This window comes from Bradyrhizobium sp., assembly GCF_030697065.1.
In the GTDB taxonomy this organism is placed as follows: domain Bacteria; phylum Pseudomonadota; class Alphaproteobacteria; order Rhizobiales; family Xanthobacteraceae; genus Bradyrhizobium.
The window spans coordinates 1-22,534 of the sequence record NZ_JAUYQU010000228.1; the positions used below are offsets into that span (position 1 = coordinate 1).

At 63.9% G+C, this 22,534-nt stretch carries 22 protein-coding genes; 5 read left to right on the forward strand and 17 right to left on the reverse strand.

What is annotated here, in order from left to right; all coding sequences use genetic code 11:
• Window positions 1-415, reverse strand: a 415-nt coding sequence (locus Q8R73_RS17735; RefSeq protein ID WP_305720852.1) for an HlyD family secretion protein, incomplete at its 3' end; no start/stop codon positions are given.
• A gap of 32 nt (window positions 416-447) precedes the next feature.
• The gene (locus Q8R73_RS17740) at window positions 448-966 is read right to left on the reverse strand and encodes a MarR family winged helix-turn-helix transcriptional regulator (protein ID WP_305720853.1); all 519 of its coding nucleotides are present in this window, start codon (window positions 964-966) and stop codon (window positions 448-450) included.
• Window positions 967-1,056: 90 nt separating this feature from the next.
• On the opposite strand from Q8R73_RS17740, the gene Q8R73_RS17745 reads away from it, so the two are divergent.
• Window positions 1,057-2,589: a DHA2 family efflux MFS transporter permease subunit gene (locus Q8R73_RS17745; RefSeq protein WP_305720854.1), complete on the forward strand. Its 1,533-nt coding sequence runs from the start codon at window positions 1,057-1,059 to the stop codon at window positions 2,587-2,589.
• A 3-nt stretch (window positions 2,590-2,592) separates the two neighbouring features.
• Here Q8R73_RS17745 and Q8R73_RS17750 read toward each other — a convergent pair whose 3' ends face one another.
• Both Q8R73_RS17750 and Q8R73_RS17755 read right to left on the reverse strand, forming a co-directional pair.
• Complete coding sequence (locus tag Q8R73_RS17750; protein ID WP_305720855.1) at window positions 2,593-3,963, reverse strand: TIGR03808 family TAT-translocated repetitive protein; 1,371 nt, start codon at window positions 3,961-3,963, stop codon at window positions 2,593-2,595.
• A 105-nt stretch (window positions 3,964-4,068) separates the two neighbouring features.
• On the reverse strand, window positions 4,069-4,728 hold the full coding sequence (locus Q8R73_RS17755) for a pyroglutamyl-peptidase I (RefSeq protein ID WP_305720856.1): 660 nt from the start codon (window positions 4,726-4,728) through the stop codon (window positions 4,069-4,071).
• A gap of 177 nt (window positions 4,729-4,905) precedes the next feature.
• On the opposite strand from Q8R73_RS17755, the gene Q8R73_RS26075 reads away from it, so the two are divergent.
• Entirely contained in the window at window positions 4,906-5,100 is a 195-nt protein-coding gene (locus Q8R73_RS26075; RefSeq protein WP_371126123.1) for a hypothetical protein, read from the forward strand.
• Window positions 5,101-5,267: 167 nt separating this feature from the next.
• Here Q8R73_RS26075 and meaB read toward each other — a convergent pair whose 3' ends face one another.
• The 13 genes from meaB to Q8R73_RS17825 all read right to left on the reverse strand — a co-directional run bounded on the left by meaB (window position 5,268) and on the right by Q8R73_RS17825 (window position 17,573).
• On the reverse strand, window positions 5,268-6,260 hold the full coding sequence (gene meaB, locus Q8R73_RS17765) for a methylmalonyl Co-A mutase-associated GTPase MeaB (RefSeq protein ID WP_305720858.1): 993 nt from the start codon (window positions 6,258-6,260) through the stop codon (window positions 5,268-5,270).
• Window positions 6,261-6,330: 70 nt separating this feature from the next.
• Window positions 6,331-7,839, reverse strand: a complete 1,509-nt coding sequence (locus Q8R73_RS17770; RefSeq protein WP_305720859.1) for a tripartite tricarboxylate transporter permease — start codon at window positions 7,837-7,839, stop codon at window positions 6,331-6,333.
• Window positions 7,840-7,846: 7 nt separating this feature from the next.
• The gene (locus tag Q8R73_RS17775) at window positions 7,847-8,320 is read right to left on the reverse strand and encodes a tripartite tricarboxylate transporter TctB family protein (RefSeq protein ID WP_305720860.1); all 474 of its coding nucleotides are present in this window, start codon (window positions 8,318-8,320) and stop codon (window positions 7,847-7,849) included.
• 71 nt (window positions 8,321-8,391) lie between these two features.
• A complete protein-coding gene (locus Q8R73_RS17780; RefSeq protein ID WP_305720861.1) occupies window positions 8,392-9,387 on the reverse strand; it encodes a tripartite tricarboxylate transporter substrate binding protein in 996 nt (331 codons plus the stop codon).
• A gap of 128 nt (window positions 9,388-9,515) precedes the next feature.
• Window positions 9,516-10,331, reverse strand: a complete 816-nt coding sequence (locus tag Q8R73_RS17785) for a DUF3298 and DUF4163 domain-containing protein (RefSeq protein ID WP_305720862.1) — start codon at window positions 10,329-10,331, stop codon at window positions 9,516-9,518.
• Between the two features lie 14 nt (window positions 10,332-10,345).
• Window positions 10,346-12,502, reverse strand: coding sequence for a methylmalonyl-CoA mutase (gene scpA, locus Q8R73_RS17790; protein WP_305720863.1), 2,157 nt, complete (start codon window positions 12,500-12,502; stop codon window positions 10,346-10,348).
• 42 nt (window positions 12,503-12,544) lie between these two features.
• Window positions 12,545-13,009, reverse strand: a complete 465-nt coding sequence (locus tag Q8R73_RS17795) for a GFA family protein (RefSeq protein ID WP_305720864.1) — start codon at window positions 13,007-13,009, stop codon at window positions 12,545-12,547.
• Window positions 13,006-14,877, reverse strand: coding sequence for a methylmalonyl-CoA mutase family protein (locus Q8R73_RS17800; protein WP_305720865.1), 1,872 nt, complete (start codon window positions 14,875-14,877; stop codon window positions 13,006-13,008). The genes Q8R73_RS17795 and Q8R73_RS17800 overlap by 4 nt, the downstream gene beginning before the upstream one ends.
• Before the next feature lie 93 nt (window positions 14,878-14,970).
• Window positions 14,971-15,462: a 2-amino-4-hydroxy-6-hydroxymethyldihydropteridine diphosphokinase gene (gene folK, locus Q8R73_RS17805; RefSeq protein ID WP_305720866.1), complete on the reverse strand. Its 492-nt coding sequence runs from the start codon at window positions 15,460-15,462 to the stop codon at window positions 14,971-14,973.
• Entirely contained in the window at window positions 15,455-15,835 is a 381-nt protein-coding gene (gene folB / locus Q8R73_RS17810) for a dihydroneopterin aldolase (protein ID WP_305720867.1), read from the reverse strand. The genes folK and folB overlap by 8 nt, the downstream gene beginning before the upstream one ends.
• A complete protein-coding gene (folP, locus tag Q8R73_RS17815) occupies window positions 15,832-16,689 on the reverse strand; it encodes a dihydropteroate synthase (RefSeq protein ID WP_305720868.1) in 858 nt (285 codons plus the stop codon). The genes folB and folP overlap by 4 nt, the downstream gene beginning before the upstream one ends.
• Before the next feature lie 86 nt (window positions 16,690-16,775).
• A complete protein-coding gene (locus Q8R73_RS17820) occupies window positions 16,776-17,183 on the reverse strand; it encodes a DUF4332 domain-containing protein (RefSeq protein ID WP_305720869.1) in 408 nt (135 codons plus the stop codon).
• A 24-nt stretch (window positions 17,184-17,207) separates the two neighbouring features.
• Window positions 17,208-17,573 carry a DUF2267 domain-containing protein gene (locus Q8R73_RS17825; protein ID WP_305720870.1) on the reverse strand — a complete coding sequence of 122 codons (366 nt, stop codon included), beginning with the start codon at window positions 17,571-17,573 and terminating at the stop codon, window positions 17,208-17,210.
• Window positions 17,574-17,951: 378 nt separating this feature from the next.
• On the opposite strand from Q8R73_RS17825, the gene Q8R73_RS17830 reads away from it, so the two are divergent.
• From Q8R73_RS17830 to Q8R73_RS17840, 3 genes are read left to right on the forward strand one after another with little or no spacing between them, the layout of a single operon-like run.
• The gene (locus Q8R73_RS17830) at window positions 17,952-19,568 is read left to right on the forward strand and encodes a helicase HerA-like domain-containing protein (protein ID WP_305720871.1); all 1,617 of its coding nucleotides are present in this window, start codon (window positions 17,952-17,954) and stop codon (window positions 19,566-19,568) included.
• Window positions 19,569-19,622: 54 nt separating this feature from the next.
• Entirely contained in the window at window positions 19,623-20,933 is a 1,311-nt protein-coding gene (locus Q8R73_RS17835) for a glycosyltransferase family 87 protein (RefSeq protein WP_371126126.1), read from the forward strand.
• A gap of 16 nt (window positions 20,934-20,949) precedes the next feature.
• Entirely contained in the window at window positions 20,950-22,371 is a 1,422-nt protein-coding gene (locus Q8R73_RS17840) for a M20/M25/M40 family metallo-hydrolase (protein WP_305720873.1), read from the forward strand.
• Window positions 22,372-22,534: the final 163 nt, after the last annotated feature.

A 22,534-nucleotide genomic window follows, 5' to 3' on the forward strand; every position in this document is an offset into this window, starting at 1 on the left:
CCTGTTCTTCGCTGTCGGCCTGTTCGACCCTGGTGGCCGAAGTGACGCCGCGTCCGGACAGATCGCGATGACGTTTGGCTTGGCTCTGAAGATAGGCCAATTTGTTCTCGGCCTCGGTTGCCTCGGCCCGGGTCTCACGCAGGCTCACCTTGAGCTGCTCAACGGCAGCACGCGCGGAATCGGTCTCGGCTTCAGCCTTGGCGAGCGCCAGCCGGTAGGGGGCGGGATCGAGACGAAACAGCACGTCGCCCGCCTTGACGACCGCGTGGTCACGAATGCGCACGTCGATAATCCGGCCGGGCACTTCGCCTGCAATCTGGGTAATGTCCGCCTTGACGAACGCATTCTCGGTTGATGCGTAACGGCCGCCCTGCAGCCACAACATCAGCGCTCCGAGCAGGACGAGCACCGGCACGCCGATTAGCGCCCATGGCCGCAGTCGCTTGCTCATGGCGCGGCCTTCCCATTGAGGCCGCGCGCGCTGCGCGAAACAGGTTTGCGGCTGGCAACCACGGCTTTCCCGGGCGGACCGCCATCCACGGCCGAAACCAGCGTCTTCTTGATGCGCTGCAACAACAACATGAGTTGCCTGCTTTCCGGCACCGAGAGATCGGTGAGGGCGTCTTCTACCGTTGCTTCGGCGACGCGCCAGATGCGCTTGTGCACCCGCTCGGCTTCCGGCGTGAGATATACGCGCTTGACGCGGCGGTCTTCACGCTGGGTCCGGCGCGCCACCCAGCCATTGGCCACCAGCCGGTCGATCATGCGGCCCGCGGTCGCCTTCTCCACCTCCATCATCTCGGCAAGCTCGGAAAGCGAGGCGCCCGGATGCCGGTGCAGACGGGTCAGCACCAGCCATTGCGCCCTGGTGATCCCGAGCCGGCGTACGCGGCGATCGAACTCCGTCCGCAACAGCCGGGCGACGTCGGATATCACCACGCCAATGTATTCGTCGGTATTCGGCATGCTTCAATTGTAGCCGCCGGCGAATTAGTAAGCTAGGTTATTTAATTGGTAAGCTAGGTTATTATCTGGCTCATTTTGCAGCGCAACGAGATGACCGAAAGTACCGCAAGCGCAGATACCCAGGCTCCGGCATTGACCGCGGCGCAGCGATACTGGACCCTGGCCACCGTGGTGCTGGGGTCCTCGCTCTATGGCACCGCGCTGCTCACGACATCGACCGTGCTGCCGCAGATGCAGGGTGCGATGTCGGCAACCCAGGACGAGATCGCCTGGGCGATGACGTTCAACATCCTCGCCACCGCGGTGGTGACGCCGATGACCGGCTGGCTGGTGTCCCGCTTCGGCACCAAACGCGTGGTGGTGTACTCGATTGCCGTCTTCACGGTCGCAACGCTGCTGTGCGGGATGGCGCAATCGCTCGAAATGCTGGTGCTGTGGCGCATCATTCAGGGCGGTGCGGGTGCGCCGGTCGTGCCGTTGTCGCAGTCGATCCTGTTCGCCACGTTTCCTCGCCATCAGCACACGATGGTGATGTCGATCTTCGGGATGGCGGTTGCGGTCGCGCCGGTTTTCGGTCCGGTTTTCGGCGGCTATCTCGCCGAGATCTACAGCTGGCGCTGGTCGTTCTACATGCTGGTGCCGATCGGCATCTGCGCCACCATCGGCATGCACCTGACCTTGCAGTCTTCCGTGCAACTGGAAAAGGTTCGCTTCGACTGGACCGGCTTTCTTGCGCTCGCCATAGCGCTTGCCGCGATTCAACTCGTGCTCGCGCGCGGCGTGCGGCTGGACTGGTTCAACTCGACGGAGATCGTGATCGAGTGCCTGATCGCAGCGATCGCATTCTACGTGTTCATCGTACACAGCCTCGGCGCCCGCGCGCCGTTCCTGAACCTGAGGCTGCTCACCGACCGCAACTACGCAATCGGGCTCGCGCTGGTGACGATCTACGGCATGCTCAATTTCACGCCGATGGTGTTGCTGCCGCCACTGCTGCAGCAGCATGTCGGATTCTCGGACGCGCTGGTCGGGCAGGTGATCGGATGCCGCGGCCTGGGAATGCTGCTGGGTTTTCTGGCCGCGGGCTTGATGAGCCGGATCGACCCGCGCATCAGCATGGCGTTCGGCTTTGGCCTGCAAACCGCGGCGGGACTCTGGATGCTCACATTCGATCTCAACGTGACCATGGAGATACTGGTCGTCAACAGCGCCATCCAGGGCTTTGCCGTTGGCGTCGTCTGGGTGCCGATCACGGTGGTGGCGTTCGACACCCTGGAAGCCAAGGACTACGCCGAGGCTTCCTCGATCTTCCACCTGCTGCGCAACATCGGATCGAGCTTCTTCATCTCGCTGTCGATCGCCGAGATCGTGCGTACGACCGGCTCCAATTACAGCCGCATGACCGAGATGATCACGCCCTACAACCGGGCAATCAACATGCCGGAAGTGACGGGGGCGTGGAACTTCGACACTGTGCCGGGCCTCGCCCGGGTCGCGCGGGAGATCATGCGGCAGTCGGTGATGATCGGCTATCTCAATGCGTTCACGATGTACACGGTGGCGTCGGCGCTCGCGGTTGTATTCGCCCTGCTGGTGCGGCGGCGCAAGAGGGCGATCGTGTGATCGCTATCTCCGCACCGCGTTGGTGCCCACCACAATCTGGGCAAAACGCTGCGCGCCTTCGGCGCTTAGATCCGGCGTGACCGGCCGCGCGTGGTCGAGCCCGACCACGGCGCCGCGCGGCGTTTCCGAGATCATGTTGTTGTTGACCAGCGCGGTGCCGGCGCCCGGCGTCACCGACACGCCGACGCCGACGAAGGCATTGCGGATCACATTGCCCGATATCACGACGTCGCGCAGATACTTGCCCCAGCCGGCGATGATCCCGAACGACGGCGCATTCTCGATCACGTTGCCGGTCACGGATGTGTCGGCCTCGACATAAATGCCGATGCCGGCATCGTCGTCCGGCGCGGTGCCGATCGGGCGCTTCGGCAGCAGGTTGCGGATGATATTGCCCTGCACCACCGCGATACGCCCGCCCTCGTTGAAATTGCAGACCGAAACGCCCAGCGCCGCGCCGTCGACGGTGTTGTTGGCGATCACCGCGCCCTCGAACGCGAATTCGGAATACAGCGCCACCTCGCGCACGCCGGAGACGCTGTTGCCCGTGATCTGGATGTTGGAGGCAGAATTGCCGCGCACCGCGGAATAGTCGCAGTTGCTGATACGATTGCCCCGCACGATGACGTTGCCGGCGCGAAACGCGTTGATGGCGTTGCCATATTGCCCGGAGCCGCCGGGGCCGGCCTTGATGTCCTCGATGCGGTTGTCGAGCACTAGGGTGCCGTCGTCGCCGATCGCGTGGCGGAGGATTTCGATACCGTTGTCGTTGGTGTCCAGGATGGTGTTGCGCGCAACCATCAGGCCGCGCGCGTCGAATGACGTGAATCCGGTGACGGCGATCCTCGAGATGATGTTGCCGCTGACCTCGCCGGAACAGTTTTCGAACCAGATGCCGTTGCCGCCGCTGCGGGTGATTTCGCAGTCCGTGATGCGGATGTCGCGCCCGTCGAGGCAATGCACCAGGCCGCGCCGCGTCGGCAGCGGAATGCCGCCGCCGTCGAGCGTGATGTTACTGAGGCCGATGCTGCTGCCGCCTTCGCCTTGCAGCATGGATGCGCCGCCGCTGAAGACCAGTCTGGTGGCGCCGCGCACGCCGACCAGCTGGGTGCCGTTTTGCAGGCGCAGCATGCCGGTGCGATAGACCCCCGGCGGCAGCGCCAGCGGGACCTGCGCCCGAGCGGCCTCGTCGATCGCGCGCTGCAAAGTCCTGGTCTGGTCGTCGGGGCTGCCGGGCCGTACGCCATACTGGGTGGCATCGCGTCCCAGCGCCGAGGTCGTCGGCGCCGCGCGTGCGGAACCCGGCGAGATCGCCAGCGCGCCGGCAATGCCGGCGGCGGATACTCCGATGAGATGGCGGCGATTGACGTCCATGATCGCGTCTCCGGCGGACGAACGTCCGCAAGCTCAGGAGTAACGCAAAAACACGGCGGGGCATGGTGACGGCGGCGACGAAGAAGGCGAATGTTGGAGGTAGGGTTAATCGTTGGCGAGCGTGGCCCGTCGCGCCAGCTTCACCATCTCCATCAACATCGCCTCGCCAGCGTCGACCAGTTCTTCCAGCGTGACGCGGTGCATCGAGCCCTTGCGCAGCCGTGCGCCATCGCGCGCCAGCGGCGGTATGTGGACGAACGCGGCGAGGCGGGGGCCGCTTTCGCCGCAGGTCGCCTCGATCGCGCGCCAGCTCAGGTAATTGCAGAGGTAGCTGCCGGCATCGCGCGAGGGGCGTGCATCGATCCCGGTGCCGACGGCGGCGCGCAGCAGTCTGGCGGTGTGCGGGCCGAAGGTCATGGCGTCGGCGCCGCCCGCGATCGATCCCTTGCGCACGCGCGTGTGATCGGCGTCGGGCCACAGCGTTGTGACGGCGTTGCGGGCGCGGGTTTCGATCCGGACGTAAGGCGTGCGGGCGGCGAGGCCGAACATCAGCAGCGCCTGCGGCCGGTACGCTTTCAAAATGTCAGGCAGTTCGCTGTCGACCGCTCTGTAGGTCACCGGAAAAATGTGGCCGTGCAACCCGACATCGGCGAGCGCGGGACGGCGCAGCTGCACCAGCCGCGCCACCAGCGGCTGGGTCGGATTGCAGGGCGCGCCGGGAAACGGGCCGAAGCCGGTGATGAGGATGCGGAGTTTGGTGTCCAAATTGTTCCTCTGCCGTCACGCCGGCCAAATTTTCGCAATCGTACCTATATATCGGGGATGGTCAAAACCGCATCCACCGTAACCGTATGTTCCCGGCGCGAGCCCGTCCTGGTTTGCAGGAAATGCCTCAAGCGCGTTACGGGCGGCTCCAGAATCAAGCGAGCGCTGAAGTCAGCGGTGAAGAGCCTGCGCGATGCGCAGCCGGGCCGGCGCCCGCGCCTCGTGATGACCGCTTGTTTTGGCATCTGCCCCAAGCGGGCCGTTGTCGTCGCGAGCGGAACGACACTGCATCGCGGCGAGTACATTTTGCTTGCCGATGCCGGTCAGGTCGTCGATGCCGTCGCGTTATTGATGCCGGCGGACCGGCCTTGAGTATGCCCCGATGCGATGCCGTTATCGGTATTAAATTACCGTAACCTTGTCATTGCATGGGGTTGTTTTCGTGTTTTTTGTTGAGGCCTCCGCAGGAGGCTTTTTGTTGTGTCCGGGTGCCGATAGTGCATCGCGGGTCAGGTAAATCCCGAACCGGCATGCTCCCGTTATTTGAGCATTTCCGCGATCTGCTCGGCAGCGACGGCCGGCGCAATGCGGCCGTCGGCTACCTCGGCTTCGATCTTCTTCACTTTGCCGCGGATCGCGGGATCGGCGCGCAGCCGCGCCATCATCCGCTGCTCCAGCATCGACCACATCCATTTCACCTGCTGCTGCCGCCGCCGCTCGGCGAATTCGCCTGACGCATTCATCGCGGTGCGGTGATCGAGAATCTTCTGCCACAGCACGTCGATGCCGGTCCCCGTCAGCGCCGAATAGGTCTCGACCGGCGGCTGCCAGTGTTGCGAACGTGGAGCGAGGATATGCAGCGCGCCGCGATACTCGGCCGCCGCCAGGTTGGCGCGCTTGATGTTGTCGCCGTCGGCCTTGTTGACCGCGATCATGTCCGCAAGCTCGACCAGACCCTTCTTGATGCCCTGCAACTCGTCGCCGGCGCCCGGCAGCATCAGCGCCAGGAAGAAATCCGTCATGTCGTAGACCGCGGTCTCGGACTGGCCGATGCCGACGGTCTCCACCAGTACGACGTCGAATCCTGCGGCCTCGCACAGCAGCATCGCCTCGCGGGTTTTCGCCGCGACGCCACCCAGCGTGCCGGCGGCCGGCGAGGGACGGATAAAACCATGGTCGGAGGCGGACAAGAGCGCCATCCGCGTCTTGTCGCCGAGGATCGAGCCGCCGGTGCGGGCCGAGGAGGGGTCGACCGCCAGCACCGCGACCTTGTGGCCGCGCTCGATCAGGTACATGCCGAGCACGTCGATGGTGGTGGATTTGCCGACCCCGGGCGAGCCGGTGATGCCGACCCGGATCGCCTTGCCGGTATCCGGCAGCAGCGCCTGCACGAGTTCGCGGGCCACGGCCTGATGGTCGCCACGCCGGCTTTCGATCAGCGTGATCGCGCGCGCCAGCACCGCGCGGTTGCCGGCGCGAAGGTCCTTGGCCAATGCCTTGATGTCGATGGAGGCGGATTTCGGAAGGGTCATGCCTTCGTTTACAACGGCCGGACCCGGCAGGCGAGGGGCTTGGCGTTTTCCAGCCAAGTGGCTGTAGGAATCACGGCACGGGAGCCACGCCGCTGAGGCTTGTCGGCTTGCCCTTGACGGAGCGCCACAACATCGCGCTCCAGATCAGCAGGGTAGTCACCCCGAGTGCGGCCGCTATCGGCCGCTCGAAGAACATGATGAACGCGCCGTCGGCCTTGATCATCGAGGTCATGAAGTTCTGCTCCAGCATTTCGCCGAGCACCAAACCGAGAATCGCCGGAGCGATCGGAAAGCCGTGCTGCTCCATCAGCCAGCCGATCAGCCCCATGACAAGCATGATGATGATGCCATAGGCCGAGTTGGTCATGGCGTAGGAGCCGACCACGCAGAAGATCAGAATGACGGGCAGCAGGATATTGCGCGGCACCCGCAGCAGCTGCTTGCCGCCCTTGATCGCTGCCCAACCCAGCGGCAGCATCAGGAGGTTGGCAAGGATGAAAATAATGAATACCGCATAGATGAACTGCGGGTTTTGCAGGAACACGGTTGGCCCGGGGTTCATTCCCTTCATGTAGAGGACGCCGATCACGATGGCGGTGATGGAATCGCCGGGAATGCCGAACACCAGCGCCGGAATCCAGGCGGCGCCTACCGCCGAATTGTTGGCCGAAGTGGCATCGACGATGCCCTCGACGTGGCCGGTGCCGAACTTTTCGGGCTGCTTGGAGAATCGTTTCGAGACCGCGAACGAAATCCACGCGGCGATGTCGGCGCCGGCGCCGGGCAGCGCTCCGATCAGCACGCCGATCGTCGATCCCCGAAGGAAATTGAACCAGTAGCGCTTGAATACGTCGAACACGCCGGTGAAAATGTTGCCGATCTGCTGGGCGATCATGGCCCCTCGCGCGTCGATGCTGACCATGCCGCGCAATAACTCCGACAAGGCAAACATGCCGATCATCGCGGGAATGAAGCTGATGCCCTGCAGCAGTTCGACGCCGCCGAAGGTAAAACGCGGATAGCCGGCGGCGGGATCGATGCCGATACAGTTGATGGCGAGGCCGAGCAGCAGGGATGTGACGCCCTTGAGCGGCATATCGGTGGTCATGAAAACCGCGCAGGTCAGGCCAAGCAGCGCCAGCCAGAAATATTCGAATGAGGAAAAATTGATCGCGACTTCCGCCAGCGCCGGTGCGCACAGGATCAGGATAGCGACTCCGATGAGGCCGCCCATCACCGAAAACACCAGATTGACGCCGAGATTGAGGTCGAGCTGACCTTTCTTCGACATCGCATAACTTTCGTCGGTGTAGGCGGCCGATGCCGGCGTACCGGGGATTCGCAGCAGCGCCGCGGGAATATCGCCGGCGAAAATTGCCATCGCGGTGGCGGCGACGATGGCGCCCAGCGCCGGAACCGGCTCCATAAAGAACGTCACTGGCACCAGCAGCGCGGTCGCCATCGTCGCCGTCAGCCCCGGCATCGCACCCACGAACATGCCGAACGCGGCCGAAGCCGTGATGACCCAAAGCACATAGGGATCAAAAACGAGGCGGACGGCAGCGAGGAAGGCATCCATGTCGGCCTCAGAGAATCGAGTTCAGCCAGCCGCGCGGCAGCGGCACCCGCAGTAGCGAAGCGAAGAACCAGTAGATGAGCAGCGTGCCGGCGAACGCGGTAACGGCGGCGATCCACGGCCGCACGCCGAGCCAGAGAAACAGCGTGCCGAGAAACAGCAGCGCCATCGGAATGAATCCGACGGTTTCCGCAACGAAGATGTACAGCAGCAACAGCGCGATCACGAGCAGGAACGAGGTGAGACTGCGCGGTTGCCGCGCCCAGGGCGCAATCTCGACCCAAGGCGCGCCTGCGCGTCGCGATGCGAGGCCGTTCCACATCAGCACGGCGCCGCAGACGATCAGTCCGGCGCCGAGGATTCGCGGAAACAGCGACGGGCCATATTTCTGGCCGGGAAATTCGGGAAAGCTCGCCGTCAAGGCGATCATCACGGCGGAGAGTACGATCAGCACAAGCCCGGCGATGGCGTCATTGGCGCGCAATAGCTACTCCTGTGATGAGGGAACGCCGCGCTGCCAACAGCGCGGCGATGAGGCTCAGACCTGCCGGGTTGTCAGGTCTTGGCGATGCCGGCGGCCTTCATGGCGTCGCCCATTTGCTTGTCGGCATTGTCCATGAAGGCGGCATAGCCGGCCGCGTCGTTCCACACCACGCCGAAACCGCGCGATGACATGAAGTCATTATACTCCTTGGAGTCGTAGATCTTCTTCAGCGAGGCCGTCAGTTTGGCCGCGATCGGTTGCGGCAGCCCCTTGGGTCCTGCGAAACCGCGCCAGGCGCCGGTCTTGTAGTCGATGCCCATGGCCTCCTTGAGCGTCGGGACGTCGGGAAACGTCTTCGCGCGCGCCGGGGCCATGATCGCAAGGCTGCGCGCCTTGCCGGCATCGATCATCGCGCGCGCTTCGGGGATCGAGCAGGTGGTGAAGTCTATGCCGCCGGCGGCGAGATCCTGCATGGCCGGCGCAGCGCCGTTGGAGGGCACCCATGCCACCTGGTTCGGCGGTAGGCCCATGGCTTGCAGCCAGCCGACCAGGGCGAGATGCCAGATGCCGCCTTGGCCGGTGCCGGACGCCTTGAACTTGCCGGGCGCTGACGATTTGATGGCGTCGGCGAGGTCCTTCACCGTCTTGTAGGGGGAGTCCGCCTTGACCTGAATGCCCGGGGGATCCTCATTCATCAGCGCCAGCGGAGTGAAATCCTTCGACGTGAGTTGGGTGAGGCCGGCCCAATGCATCATCGCGATCTCGACGGTGATGATGCCCAGAGTATAGCCGTCCGGCGCGGCCGTTGCGATCGCCGAGTGGCCGACCACGCCCGAGCCGCCGACGCGGTTGACCACATTCACCGGCTGGCCGAGTTCCTTTTCCAGCAACACGCCGACGATACGCGCGGTGGCGTCGGTGCCGCCGCCTGCGCCCCATGGACAGATCATCTGGATCGGCCGGGTCGGATAGGCTTCCTGCGCGAAGGATGGCTTCAGACCGAGGGCTTGACCGGTGGCGGCAGCAGCCGCGAGGGCCGCGAAGTCGCGGCGGGTAATCTTGGGCATGCATTCCTCCCGTGGCGCCAGTGAATCCCGGTGCTCTTATGAATATGCCATTCTAGGCAGCTTTGCGCTGCGGTCGCAAGGCGTCAACGCTTCGCGATCGGGGATCGCTTTTTCGGGCATGCGGCCGATCAACGCTGACCGTCGTCGTCGCCCTTGGGCCGTGAACCACCGAAAATCGCGGTGCCCGCGGCAGTCAAATAGGGCGTCAGGGTCGCCCACGGCACGAAAGCGACATACCCGCCTTCCGCATAGGGGCCGACCGCATAGGGCGGATAGTGAAAGGTCAGGCCGGAACTCTTGCCTGAGATGGTCGACGGCGCGAGCGTTACCGCGCCGATCTTGAGCAGTTTTGGTTCCAGACCTTTGTACCACTCGGCGGTTGCGGTATCGCCGGCATCGCGCTGCTTCTTTTCGGCGTTCAGCGATTCGATCACGCCCTTGAGCATCGCCTTCATCGCCGGGCCGTTATCGGCGGTCTCGATGAAGAACGGCCTGATGCTGATGCGCTTGTTCGCGGTGGCGTCCCACAGGATGGTGTCGACATCCGAATTGGGGTGCGCGCCGCCCGTATTGATGTAGTCGGTCCTGACGATGCTGACATAGCGGCCATCGACCACGGAGCGGACTTCGTATTTGCGCTCGAACGTCCAGCCGCCATCGCGAAACAGCGCCGGATCCTGCCTGCGCGAGGCTGCGGCGTCGGCGGCATTCCTGTCGATCCACTTCTTGCCCTCGGCCAGACAATCCGCCGCCAGCGCAGCATCGGCCTTGATCCGGTCGCCGAGGAAGATGCTGGCCTCGACAGCCTTGTTCTTGATCGAGGCGTCGGGCCTGGGGTCGGCGGCGAAGGCAGCGGTGAGCGAAGCGAGGCATGCGATCGCGAGGCCTAGCCTGCGGGCATACGTCCATGCGTGGCGCAGGGGTGATCCTTTGAAAGTGGACATGGCGGGCGGGGAACCTATTCCGCCGCCTCGCTGTGCCCCAGTCGCGCATTGAGCTTGTGGATCAGCTCTTCCGCGGCATCCGCGATTACGGTGCCTGGCGGGAAGATCGCCTCGGCGCCGGCCTTGTACAGTGCGTCATAATCCTGCGGCGGCACCACGCCGCCGATGATGATCATGATGTCGTCGCGGCCCTGCTTCTTCAGCGCGGCCTTCAGTTCCGGCACCGCGGTGAGATGGGCCGCCGCCAGCGACGACAGTCCCAGAATATGCACGTCGTTCTCGACCGCCTGCCGTGCCGCCTCTTCGGCGGTGGCGAACAGCGGCCCGATATCGACGTCGAAGCCGACATCGGCAAATGCCGAGGCGATGACCTTCTGGCCGCGGTCGTGGCCGTCCTGGCCGATCTTTGCGACCAGGATGCGCGGACGGCGGCCCTCGGCGTCCTCGAAGGCGTCGATCAGCGCCTGCACTTTTTCGACCCGGTTGGACATGGTAGACGCCTCCCGCTTGTAGACGCCGGTGATGGATTTGATTTCGGCGCGGTGCCGCCCGAACACTTTCTCCATCGCATCGGAGATCTCGCCGACAGTGGCTTTGGCGCGCGCGGCATCGATCGCCAGCGCCAGCAGATTGCCGTTGCCTTCACCGGCGCTGCGGGTCAGCGCCGCCAGCGCCGCGTCGACGTCCTTCTGGCTGCGCTCGGACCGCAGCCGCGCCAGCTTGTCGATCTGCAGGCGACGCACGGTGGAATTCTCCACCTTCAGGACGTCGATCGGCGCCTCATTCACCGGCTTGAACTTGTTGACGCCGATCACCGCCTGCCGGCCGGCGTCGATCCGCGCCTGGGTTTTGGCAGAGGCTTCCTCGATCCGCAATTTCGGCACGCCGGCCTCGATCGCCTTGGCCATGCCGCCGAGTTCTTCGACTTCCTGGATATGGCCCCAGGCTTTTGCCGCGAGATCGCGAGTCAGCCGCTCGACATAATGCGAGCCGCCCCAGGGGTCGATGATGCGGTTGGTGCCGCTTTCCTGCTGCAGGAACAATTGCGTGTTACGGGCGATACGTGCGGAGAAATCGGTCGGCAGTGCCAGCGCCTCGTCGAGCGCGTTGGTGTGCAGCGACTGGGTGTGACCCTGCGTCGCCGCCATCGCCTCGATCGTGGTGCGCATCACGTTGTTGTAGACGTCCTGCGCGGTCAGCGACCAGCCCGAGGTCTGGCAATGCGTGCGCAGCGACAGCGAGCGTGGGTCTTTCGGGTTGAATTGCGTCAGCAGCTTGGCCCACAAGAGCCGCGCCGCGCGCATTTTTGCCACCTCCATGAAAAAATTCATGCCGATGGCCCAGAAGAACGACAGCCTGGGTGCGAAACGGTCGACATCGAGTCCGGCGGCGAGACCGGCGCGCAGATACTCGACGCCGTCAGCCAGCGTGTAGGCGAGTTCGAGGTCCTGCGTCGCGCCGGCTTCCTGCATGTGATAGCCGGAAATCGAAATCGAATTGTACTTCGGCATCTTCTGCGAGGTGTACGCAAAGATGTCGGAGATGATCCGCATCGAGGGCGCCGGCGGATAGATGTAGGTGTTGCGCACCATGAACTCTTTCAGAATGTCGTTCTGAATCGTTCCCGACAGTTTCTCCGGCGGCACGCCCTGTTCCTCGGCAGCCGCCACGAACAGTGCCAGGATCGGCAGCACCGCGCCGTTCATGGTCATCGACACGCTCATCTGGTCGAGCGGAATGCCGGAGAACAGCGTGCGCATGTCGTAGATCGAGTCGATCGCCACGCCGGCCATGCCGACGTCGCCCGACACGCGCGGATGATCCGAGTCGTAGCCGCGGTGAGTGGCCAGGTCGAAAGCGACCGAGAGGCCCTTTTGCCCGGCGGCGAGATTGCGGCGGTAAAACGCGTTGGAATCCTCCGCGGTGGAGAAGCCGGCATATTGCCGGATAGTCCAGGGCTGGTTGACGTACATCGTGGGGTAGGGGCCGCGCAGATAGGGCGCGATGCCGGGCCAGGTCTCGAGAAAATCGATGCCTTCGAGGTCGGCTTCGCTGTAGGCCGGCTTGACCATGATGCCTTCGGGCGTCAGCCACGGCTCGGCGGTGCCGGCGGCCTCGGCCCGGGCGGAGTTTTCAAACGCGATATTCGCAAAGTTCGGTATGCGGCTCATAGGCTTCCACTATAGCACGGGCGACTTCGGGGGTCGCTACTCTCAATCATGGTCAGGATGCTGGTGGCTGGCGATGCTGCCCAGCTTTTCCGCCCCGTAGTTCTGCAGCGTGGTCTGGCTCGGCAGGTTGGCGACACTCACCACCCAGCCGAGGCGGGATTCGGTTCCATACTGCCGCGTGGGCACCACCCGGTCCGGGCGATCGAAGGTGCCCGTCATGATCTCGATCCGGGGACCGCCGATGAGACGGTAACTCAGCGGGGTGCCGCAATCCCGGCAGAAATCGCGCTCCGCGATCGAGGAGGAGCGAAATGTGGCCGGCTTGCCCTTGGTCCAGACGAAATCGGCGTGTTCGATATCGGCGAATGACGCGAACGGCGCGCCGGACGCCTTCTGGCACATCCGGCAATGGCAGATGCTGATCTTGGCGGGCGGCGCCGATAGCGCAAAGCGAACCGCGCCGCACTGGCAGCCGCCGGTCAGAACGGGTGTTGCAGTCGTCGTCATGCCTGCTCCATTCGCTGCCAGGCGTCCTGCAGCGCCGCAAGCGCGTCGCCGCCGGCGAAGATGAAATCATTGACGCCCGCGGCGCGCAGCGCGGCTTCCTGTTCTCCCGGCCGGCCTGCCAGATAGATATGCCTTGCACCGGCATCTTGAAGGGCCTTCGCGGCAGAGAGCGCCTGGGCGGCATAGATTTTGTCCGATGAGCACACGCAGGCGAGATCAGCGCCGCAGGCCTTGAAGGCTGCGGTGAGGGCGGCCGGATCGGAAAATTCCTCGGTATCCATCGCTTCGATCCCGCCGGTTTCGAAAAAGCTCTTGGCGAACGCGGCGCGCGCAGTGAAGTCGGCGGGAGTACCGAGATTGGCGAGGAAAATTTTGGGACGCACGCCGGATTTCTTCAGGATCTGGTCGGAGCGGTCGCGCAGGTGTTCGAAGGGGGCGGCCAGCCGCATGGGAGGCAGCGGATCGAATTTTATCTTCGCTTCGCCATAGGGCGCGAGCACAATTGGTTTGGCCTCCAGCACCGCGACCTGCGCCTCGTGCAGGTTCGGAAATTCGGTTGCACCGGTCAGCACCTCCTGGCGCCTGGCGATCTTGGCTTCGCGCACTTTGCGCGTCGCAGCGACCTTGCGCTGGATCAGGCTTTGCTCGAGCGAAGCGAAACTGCCGCCGGCTTTCTCGATCTCCTGAAACAGCGACCATGCCGCTTCGCAAAGCTGCCGCGTCAGGGTTTCGATGCCTCCGGAGCCTGCGGCGGGGTCGGACACTTTGGCCAGATTGGATTCCTCCAGCAGCACCAGCTGGGTATTGCGCGCGGCGCGCCGCGCGAACGCATCGGGCAAGCCCAGTGCCAGCGTATGCGGCAGCACGGTGATACTGTCGGCGCCGCCGAGGCCCGCGGAAAACGTCGCCATCGTCGCCCTCAGCATGTTCACGTAAGCGTCGCGCTGGGTCAGCATCCGCCACGCGGTGTCGGCGGCGATGAACAACGGTTTCGGCGCAAGGCCGATGGCCTGTTCGACCCGCGCCCACAACAGCCGCAGCGCACGGAATTTTGCCAAGGTCAGGAACTGATCGGTATCGGCCGCAAGCTTTGCATAGACCATGCCCTGTGCGTCTTCGAGCGGAATTCCGTCGCTTTCGATCGCGCGCAGATAGGCGACGCCAGCTGCCAGCACGAATGCCAGTTCCTGCACTTCCGATCCGCCGGCATCGTGGATCACCCGGCCGTCGGCGGCCGCAAACGGCCCCTTGAATCCCATGGCGGCGAGGCCCTTGATCGCGCCGGTGACCGCGGGCACGATCTCGGCCCATGCATAGGGACTGGATCCCCACACCGCGCAGGCGCCGATCGGATCGAGTCCGAAGCGGATATGACAGGCGGCGGGATCGAGTCCCCTGCGCTTGACATGTTCCGCTATGTGAATCGCCGCCATCCGAGACTGCGGACCGATCTGAAGCTCGATTCCGATGCCGGCGTCGATGAAGACGCCGTCCAGGACCTTCTCGATCGCTTCCGCGGATGGATCGAGCCCAAAGCCATGGGCAGCATTGGCGCCCGCGAACACCAGGGTCAGCCCGTTGGCGCCGTTTTCGAGATCGTGCAGCGCCTGCGCATTGGCCATGGCGGCATCGGGATGGTCGATCCGCTGCATGATCTGCCATGGAGACGCCGCAGCCCTTCCTGCAATCGGCACGGCATCGCGCGCGCGCGGATAGATCGGATCGATCTTCAGGCCATCATAAGTCTTGCCGACCAGCTTCTCGAACGGCGCGCCCTTCAGCACGCCATCGACCAGCTTGCGCCAGTCATCATAGGTCGCCGGGGCGAAATCCGCGGCCAGCCGCAGGTCGTCGGTTACAGATGTCATCTACGCAGATCGCTCCCAGACGCCGTTATTTGTTGGCCGGAAATTGCCACGTGGCGGCCGCCAAGCCAAACGGTAGTTTTTGGTCCCTTCGGGTCAGTTTAGGTCGGGCAACCGTTCGATTCCAGCGCTGGACAGTTCCGCCAGCGCCGCCGCAACGCGGCGTCCCGCAATGACACGGTCGGGAGCGATCTCCGCCAGCGGCACCAGCACAAAGGCCCGTTCCGACCACCGGGGGTGCGGCAACGTCAGTTCCGGCTTCCGGATCGAGACGTCGTCATAGGCGATCAGGTCGAGGTCGAGGGTGCGCGGACCCCAGCGCATTTCCTTGGCGCGATCGCGGCCGAACTTGTGTTCGATTCTGTGCAGCGTGAACAGCAGCGCATGCGGATCGAGGCTGGTCTCGATCTCGATACAGGCATTGATGAAGCGCGCCTGCTGCTCGTCGCCCCAGGGCGGGGTGGCGTAATCGGACGAACGCGCCAGCAACGCCGCCTGCGTCATGCCGCAGATATTGCTGATCGCCTTCCGGAATGTCGCGCGGACGTCCCCGACATTGCCGCCGAGCGCGATCAGGACGTCAGCCATGCGAGGTCGCTTGCCGGGTGCGGGTCAGGACCACGCCGACATCCTCGAAGATCGCGGCGATCGGGGCATGCGGCTTGTGCACGGTGACCTTGATGGCGCTGACACGGGGAAACGCCGAGAGGACGGCTTCGGCGACGGCGCCGGCGGCACGTTCCAGCAGTTTGTAATTGGCATTCTTGAAGGCCGCGGTCGCCGTCGCCACCACGTTGGAGTAGGACACGGTATCGGCCAGCCGATCGGTGCGGGAGGATTCCGACAGGTCGGCGGACAATTCGAGATCGATGACAAACCGTTGCCCGACCTCGGTCTCATGTTCCATCACGCCATGGCGGGCATGGATGACGACGCCGGTGATGAAGATGGTATCCGTCATCGTCGGTCCCCGATTGCCGCGGCCACCCGCAGCGCCTGCACGGTTTCCGCCACATCATGGGTCCGGATGATCCTCGCGCCGCCCTGGGCTGCAATCAGATGGGCCGCGATCGAGCCGCCCAGCCGCTGCTGCGGTTCCGAGGGGCTTACCGAACTGATAAAGCGCTTGCGCGACGCGCCGACCAGCAGCGGCAGGCCGAATACAGCGAGTTCATCGAGCCGGGCCAGCGCCGTCATGCTCTGCTCCGGTGTCTTGCCGAAGCCGATGCCGGGGTCGAGCATGAGGTTGTCGCGTGAAATACCGGCCTTTTCGGCGATATCAAGCGAGCGCGTGAAGAAGGCTGCCATATCCTTCATGATATCGATGTCGGGGTCGACCCGATCGCGGTTGTGCATGACGATGACGGGCGTTTGGCGTGCCGCCAGGAGCCTCGCCATGTCAGGATCGCGCTGCAGGCCCCAGACGTCGTTGGCGAGCGATGCACCGGCGTCGAGCGCCCAGGCGACCACAGCCGGTTTCATGCTGTCGATGGACACGGGAACACCCAGCGAAACCACGTCGGCCAGCACTGGCCGCAGGCGCTGCAGTTCTTCATCCGCGGTGACGGGTTGTGCGCCATAGGGCCGGGTGGACTCCGCACCGATGTCGAGGATGTCAGCGCCATCGGCGATCATGCGGCGGGCCTGCGCCAGCGCGAGCTCCGGCGCGAGGAACTGGCCGCCGTCGGAAAACGAGTCCGGCGTGACGTTCAGCACTCCCATCACGGCGGGATAGGCCCGGGACAGCAGCGCCCACAGCACCTGACGATCTGCCGGGGTGGCGGCCGGGGCGGGTCTGGCGGCGGTCGAGATCATGCGGTCGCTTTGCGCGGTCCGTGCATGGGAGTCAAGATGCGGCGCGCGCTGCCGGACCCGATCCGGAGCGGTTCGAAAGGTGACCGTCAGTAAGTGATCTTGGGCTGAAGCTTGCGGGCCTTTTCGATCAGTTGCTTGACCGACTTTTCCGAAGGCAGGATCCGGACGAGTTTGCGCTTGGTATTCACGTCTTTCATGTTTTGTGCCAGCCGCGCCGGGTTGCGCAGCGCGAGTTCGCGAACCGTGGTGACGCCGGCGGCGCGCACCAGCCCGACCTTGGCCCTGCCCATGCCGGGAATCCGCATATAGTCGGAGACATTGGCCCATTCGAGCAGTTGCTGCTCGCTGATGCCCGTCTTTTCCGAGAGCGCCTTGCGGCCCTTGACCGTGCGGGCGGCTTCAAGAAGCCCGTCGGTGGTGCGGATGCCAAGCGATTTCAGTTTCGAAGCGGCGAAGGCTGGCAGGCCGTCGATCTCGGAGATGGGGTATGTCATGATACTCGATATCAAAAAGGTGCTTTAAGCGAACTGGCTGAGGCCCGGTGTCCCTGCAATTATCTCGCCCATCTGATCCGCTCCGATTTTGTCTCGGCCAAACCGGAAAAGTTCACGCGCGATATTCTGAATTTCGCCCATACCCAAACCAAGTCCCATCAACTTGGTTCCCAGCGCCATCAGACCACCGCCCATCAATCTCGCAAGACCGCCGCTGTTGCTGGAGGCCGCGATGGCGGCTTCCGCGCCGGGAATCTGGTCGATCAATGCCTGAACCTTGTCGGAAGGGCCTTCATTGCGAAGAAACCCCAGGATGATGCCGATGGTTTTTTCAGCCACAGCTTCATCAATGCCGGCCTTTGCAGCCAGCTGCCCAATCAGTTCGTCCATATTGCCCCGTCCTCGACCCGTTACTTGCCGGGTCCTTGCTTGTGAATTTATCTTGATCTTCCGCGTTGCGAATTACAAGCGATCCCCGCATGCGAAAGCTGTTTTCATCCCAGATCGCGTCGCGAGTGTTGCAGCGTTGCAAGAGTGAGCGTGGGATTTACGGAGATTTGTCGCCGGCCAAGCGGCTTCAGTGTCCCTTTCGCCCACGGATCAAACGAAGCCGGTCGGTCTCATCTTGAGCAGCCCCGGGAATTCAAATCCCCGGGGGAGCAGCGTTGGAACGGTTTCAATCGGCCTGCAAGATGCAGTATGATGGTGGCTTCCGGCGACTGAAACCCTCGACTGAAGCCCTGGGTAGGCGCGCGAAGAGGCGATGCAATGGCTAAATCCGAAACCAAGATAGCGGATACCGACGACAAGATCTTCATCGGCAAGGGCGAACAACCGGCGTGGCTGACGCTGGCGCTTGCCAACCGCCATGGTCTCGTCACCGGTGCCACCGGAACCGGGAAGACCGTCTCGCTGCAGGTGATGGCTGAAGGATTTGCGCGCGCCGGCGTTCCGGTGTTTGCGGCGGACATCAAGGGCGACCTCTCGGGGATAGCGGAAGTCGGTGAGGCGAAGGATTTCATTCTGAAGCGGGCCACTGCAATGGGCCTTGCGTTCCAGCCGGACCAGTTCTCCACGGTGTTTTGGGACGTGTTCGGCGAGCAGGGCCATCCGGTGCGCGCCACGGTCACCGAAATGGGGCCGCTTTTGCTGTCGCGGATGCTCGACCTCAACGACGTGCAGGAAGGTGTCCTGAACGTCGCTTTCCGCGTCGCGGACGAGAACGGGCTGACGCTGATCGACCTGAAGGATCTGCGGTCGCTGCTGGATGCGATCGTCCCCGTCGGCAAGAAGGCCGCCGATGCCGACGAGGATGCACTGGCGCCGATCCGCAAGGCGGCGCAGACCTTCGGCAACGTCAGCAAGGCCACTGTCGGCACCATTCAGCGTCAGCTTCTGGTGCTGGAGAACCAGGGCGCGAGCCAGTTCTTCGGCGAGCCGGCGCTGATTCTGAAAGATTTCATGAAGACCGACAGCGACGGCCGCGGCATGGTCAACATTATGGTCGCCGACAAATTGATGCAGAGCCCGCGGCTGTATTCGACCTTCCTGCTGTGGATGTTGTCGGAACTGTTCGAGGAACTGCCTGAGGTTGGCGATCTGCCGAAGCCGAAGCTGGTGTTTTTCTTCGACGAGGCGCACCTGCTGTTCACGGATGCGCCGAAGGCGCTGCTGGACAAGATCGAACAAGTCGTGCGGCTGATCCGCTCCAAGGGCGTCGGCGTCTATTTCGTCACGCAGAATCCGATCGATGTGCCGGACAAGGTGCTTGCCCAGCTGGGCAACCGGGTGCAGCACGCGTTGCGGGCCTTCACTCCGCGCGACCAGAAGGCGGTGGCGGCCGCGGCGCAGACCTTCCGGCCCAATCCGAAGCTCGACACCGCCAAGGTCATCACGGAACTGGGCAAGGGCGAGGCACTGGTGTCGTTCCTGGAAGGCAACGGCACGCCGGCGATAGTCGAGCGCGTGATGATCCGGCCGCCTGCGGGACGCATGGGACTGATTACGCCGGAGGAACGCAAGGCGATCATGAGCAAGAGCCCGGTAAAGGGCAGATATGACACCGCCATCGATGCCGAGTCCGCTTACGAGATGCTGCAGAAGCGAGTCGCCGAGACGGCCGCGCCCGCGTCCGCCGAAGGCTCGGCAGGCGGGGGATTCTTCGGGCAGATCGGCGCGATCGTCGGGACGATTTTCGGCACCAACGGCAAGCGGGGAAAACTGTCGACCGGCCAGGTCATCGCGCGAGACCTCACACGCACGGTCACCAACCAGGTGGTTGGCGGCGTCGCTGCCCGTCTCGGTAGATCCGTTGGCGGCGCGATGGGCGGTTCGGTCGGCCGCGCGCTGGTGCGCGGCGCGCTTGGCGGGCTGCTGCGACGATAGGATTCGTGGCTGCGACGAAATCTGCCTCCGATTTTCCGGGAAACCTTCAGTGTGCTGAGATATCCGTCGTTGCGAGCGCCGCTCGATATTCTGTTTCTGGTCTGTTGCGTCGCTTTGACGGCTGACGTTCTGGTTCCGGAAATCTGGGGCAACGGCAAGACCAAGGACTATCCGCTGTGGTTCTGGGCCGGACAGCAGGTGCTGGCGGGCAAGGATCTCTATCCCAGCAACCCAAACAGCTATTTCGATTTCATCTATCCGCCGTTGTCGGCGGTGCTGCTGGCGATACCGAGCTATTTCGGCAAGATACCGCTCTATCTATGCCTGTCGCTCTTCAACGCGGTGGCGTGGTGGATGACGGCGCAGTTCTCGCACGCGATGGCGGGCTCCGGCCGGACGTCCGGTCCCTGGCTGTTCGCGCTGCCGGGGTTCGTCACGATTACCTTCGTGTTCGACATGTTCGATCTCGGACAGCCGAACCTCGTTCTGCTGGCTTTGATGCTGTTCGGTTTCTGGCTGCTGCAGCATGGCCGGCCGTGGATGGGGGGAAGCATGTTCGCGCTGGCCACCGCCATCAAGGTTTTCCCGGTGGCGGTGTTTCCCTACCTGATCTGGCGAAGGCAGTGGGCGGCCGTTGCGGGGATGGTGGTGTTCCTCGGCGTGTTCCTGTTCGTGCTGCCGGCGCCGTTCCGCGGCTACCAGCACAACGTCACGGAGCTGAAGACCTGGTACCAGGGCATGGTGGGGTCGAGCTCGGAGAAGGGATTTGGCCAGCGCGACGAGCAGAACTGGTCCTGGGTCAATCAATCCATCATCGCGATGACGCATCGGCTGACGCGGCCGGTCAACTACAACCAGGACGATCCGAGCAAGCCGCCGCGCACCATGAATCTGGTTGATCTCGATTTCAGGACCGCCAACTGGATCGTGCTGGCGATATCGTTCCTGATCGGCGCCGGCTTCCTCGCGGTGATGCCGTCGCGCGCGCGGATGACGCCACGCTCGACCGCCGAGGAACTCGGCATCCTGTTCTGTCTGATGACGGTGGCCTCGCCGCTGGCCCGGCAGTATTACTTCATGTGGCTGTTCTTTCCGGTCACGGTCCTGATCCATCGGGCGGCCTATGATCCTCGCGCGGCGGTCCGGGCGGGCACATGGGCGGCGCTGGCATTGGCGGGCGGCCTGATGTGCCTGTCGTTTCCGGTGTTTCCGAATGATCTGCAGGCCTGGGGGAACAATCTCGCGGCGACTGCCGTGATCGCAGGCGGACTGGTCTGGCACATCCTGCATCCGCCGTCGGATGCCGTCGCCTTGTCTCTAGCGGCCGGCGAGCTACAACCAGCCATCCAGCAGCAACCCCGCTAGCCAAGGGAAGATCGCAATGTCCAACGCGACGCAAGTTCAACCGGTCCTCGATCACATCGATGCGGATTTCGACAACAGTCTGCAGCGGCTGTTTGCGCTGCTGCGGATCAAGTCGATCTCGGCCGATCCCGCTTTTGCCGGGGATTGCAGGGCGGCGGCCGACCATCTTGCCGCCGACATCGCGACGCTCGGTTTTACGACAGAGGTCAGGCCCACCGCCGGCCATCCCGCCATCGTCGCCAAGCTCAATGGCGCCACCGCAAATAGTGCCGGGAGCTCGCGGCCCCATGTGCTGTTCTACGGCCACTACGACGTGCAGCCGGTCGATCCGCTCAATCTGTGGAATCGTCCGCCGTTCGAACCCGTGGTCACCGACCATGCCGACGGGCGAAAGATCATCGTCGCGCGCGGCGCCCAGGACGACAAGGGCCAGCTGATGACCTTCGTCGAAGCCTGCCGCGCCTGGAAATCCGTCACCGGATCGCTGCCGGTCGACATCACCATCGTCATCGAGGGCGAAGAAGAAGTCGGATCGAAGAACTTCGTGCCGTTTCTCGAGGCGAACAAGAGCGATCTCAAGGCCGACTTCGCGCTGGTCTGCGACACCGGCATGTGGGATTCCGACACGCCGGCGATCACCACCTCGCTGCGCGGGCTCGTCTACGACGAAGTCAGGATCAAGGCCGCCAACCGCGACCTGCATTCCGGCATCTTCGGCGGCGGCGCGCAAAACCCGATCCGGGTCTTGACCCGCATTCTCGGCGGCCTTCACGACGAGAACGGCCGCATCACCATCCCCGGCTTCTATGACGGCGTGAAGGACCTGCCGCCGGCGATCCTCGCTCAGTGGAAGAATCTGAATCTGACGCCGGATTCCTTTCTCAAGCCGATCGGGCTTGCGCTTCCGGCCGGCGAAACCGACCGCCTGCTGATCGAGCAGGTCTCGTCGCGCCCGACCTGCGACATCAACGGCATCATCGGCGGCTATACAGGCGAGGGCTCCAAGACGGTGATCCCCGCGGAAGCCTCCGCCAAGGTCTCGTTCCGGCTGGTGGAGGGGCAGCAGCCCGACAGGATTCGAAAGGCGTTTCGCGACTACGTCACCGAGCGGCTGCCTGGAGATTGCAGCGCGGAATTCATCGACCATTCCAATGCGCCCGCCATCGCGCTCGACTGGAACATGAAGCCGCTCGCCGCCGCCAAGCGTGCGTTGACCGAGGAGTGGGGCAAGGAAGCACTCTTGATCGGCTCCGGCGCCTCGATCCCGATCGTCGCCGATTTCAAGCGCACCCTCGGGCTCGATACCGTGCTGGTGGGTTTCGGGCTCGACGACGACAACATCCATTCGCCGAACGAGAAGTACGATCTGAAGAGCTTTCACAAGGGCATCCGCTCCTGGGCGCGAATTCTGGGTGCGTTCGCGGAGGCGCCGAAGTAGAGTGGGGCAGGAAGGCGGCTTCGGGGTTGCAATGTGATCTCTCCGCGTGGTCCCTGCGAAAGCGGGGATTCCAGGCCACCGGCGCCTGAAAGTGAAGAAGCCATCTCACACCGGAGTCTTTGCCGCGAAGCCGCGGCGTATGGTCCCGGATCGGCGCTCACTT

Coding starts and splice junctions, on each gene's coding strand:
- Q8R73_RS17740 (WP_305720853.1), bottom strand. CDS start 966: ATGCCGAATACCGACGAATACATTGGCGTGGTGATATCCGACGTCGCC.
- Q8R73_RS17745 (WP_305720854.1), top strand. CDS start 1,057: ATGACCGAAAGTACCGCAAGCGCAGATACCCAGGCTCCGGCATTGACC.
- Q8R73_RS17750 (WP_305720855.1), bottom strand. CDS start 3,963: ATGGACGTCAATCGCCGCCATCTCATCGGAGTATCCGCCGCCGGCATT.
- meaB (WP_305720858.1), bottom strand. CDS start 6,260: ATGACCCTTCCGAAATCCGCCTCCATCGACATCAAGGCATTGGCCAAG.
- Q8R73_RS17770 (WP_305720859.1), bottom strand. CDS start 7,839: ATGGATGCCTTCCTCGCTGCCGTCCGCCTCGTTTTTGATCCCTATGTG.
- Q8R73_RS17780 (WP_305720861.1), bottom strand. CDS start 9,387: ATGCCCAAGATTACCCGCCGCGACTTCGCGGCCCTCGCGGCTGCTGCC.
- Q8R73_RS17785 (WP_305720862.1), bottom strand. CDS start 10,331: ATGTCCACTTTCAAAGGATCACCCCTGCGCCACGCATGGACGTATGCC.
- scpA (WP_305720863.1), bottom strand. CDS start 12,502: ATGAGCCGCATACCGAACTTTGCGAATATCGCGTTTGAAAACTCCGCC.
- Q8R73_RS17795 (WP_305720864.1), bottom strand. CDS start 13,009: ATGACGACGACTGCAACACCCGTTCTGACCGGCGGCTGCCAGTGCGGC.
- Q8R73_RS17800 (WP_305720865.1), bottom strand. CDS start 14,877: ATGACATCTGTAACCGACGACCTGCGGCTGGCCGCGGATTTCGCCCCG.
- folK (WP_305720866.1), bottom strand. CDS start 15,462: ATGGCTGACGTCCTGATCGCGCTCGGCGGCAATGTCGGGGACGTCCGC.
- folB (WP_305720867.1), bottom strand. CDS start 15,835: ATGACGGATACCATCTTCATCACCGGCGTCGTCATCCATGCCCGCCAT.
- folP (WP_305720868.1), bottom strand. CDS start 16,689: ATGATCTCGACCGCCGCCAGACCCGCCCCGGCCGCCACCCCGGCAGAT.
- Q8R73_RS17820 (WP_305720869.1), bottom strand. CDS start 17,183: ATGACATACCCCATCTCCGAGATCGACGGCCTGCCAGCCTTCGCCGCT.
- Q8R73_RS17825 (WP_305720870.1), bottom strand. CDS start 17,573: ATGGACGAACTGATTGGGCAGCTGGCTGCAAAGGCCGGCATTGATGAA.
- Q8R73_RS17830 (WP_305720871.1), top strand. CDS start 17,952: ATGGCTAAATCCGAAACCAAGATAGCGGATACCGACGACAAGATCTTC.
- Q8R73_RS17840 (WP_305720873.1), top strand. CDS start 20,950: ATGTCCAACGCGACGCAAGTTCAACCGGTCCTCGATCACATCGATGCG.